The organism is Levilactobacillus senmaizukei DSM 21775 = NBRC 103853 (assembly GCF_001592085.1).
Classification (GTDB): Bacteria; Bacillota; Bacilli; order Lactobacillales; family Lactobacillaceae; genus Levilactobacillus; species Levilactobacillus senmaizukei.
In genome coordinates this window covers 1-582 of sequence record NZ_BCWD01000073.1, presented here as the reverse complement: position 1 = coordinate 582, position 582 = coordinate 1, and the positions used below count along the sequence as shown (strand labels likewise).

General features: G+C 47.1%; 1 protein-coding gene. It reads right to left on the bottom strand.

Features of this window, described 5'->3' with window-relative positions:
* Nucleotides 1-88 precede the first annotated feature (88 nt).
* A partial coding sequence (locus LSE01S_RS10735) for a GNAT family N-acetyltransferase (protein WP_061777599.1) occupies nt 89-582 on the bottom strand: 494 nt, incomplete at its 5' end.

Sequence of the window (582 nt, the reverse complement as noted above, 5' to 3'; positions counted from 1 at the left end):
TTTTCGGTTTAAAACAATTTGGTTATCATATCATTTGTATTTTAAGATGCCCTAGTTTTCGTTCGAATATCTTAACGATCGGATCTGCTTATTGAATCGTCTCGCCTTGAACCATGTGTTCGACCTTGGTGTTGGCCGTCAAGCGTTCGTAAGCAAAATCTTTCACGTTGTCCAAATCCATCCCTAACAACTTAACCATGCCGGTCTCGGTGAAACCGTTCTTCTTGATAATGTGTTGCATAGCCTGATTGTCCGGATGCGTGTCGATCCGAATGGCTTCGATGTCTTGAGTCCGGTCAATCTGTTCGAAGACACGCTGGAATAATTCGCCAGCTAAGCCACGGCCGTGATGGTGACTAGACACGGCCACCCGATGAATCGCCAAGTAAGGCGCATCCTTCGTCAACCACTGGCCTTCGATTTGTTTATAACTCACGTCTTCCCCCGGAATAACTGCAGCGGTCCCCAAGATTTCGTTGTCTTCTTCCAAGACGACCGTGAACCCTTGATGAATATCATCAACGAGTACCGATGTGCCCGGGTACGTCCCTTGCCATTGATCAATGTTCTGGTCGGCTAAAA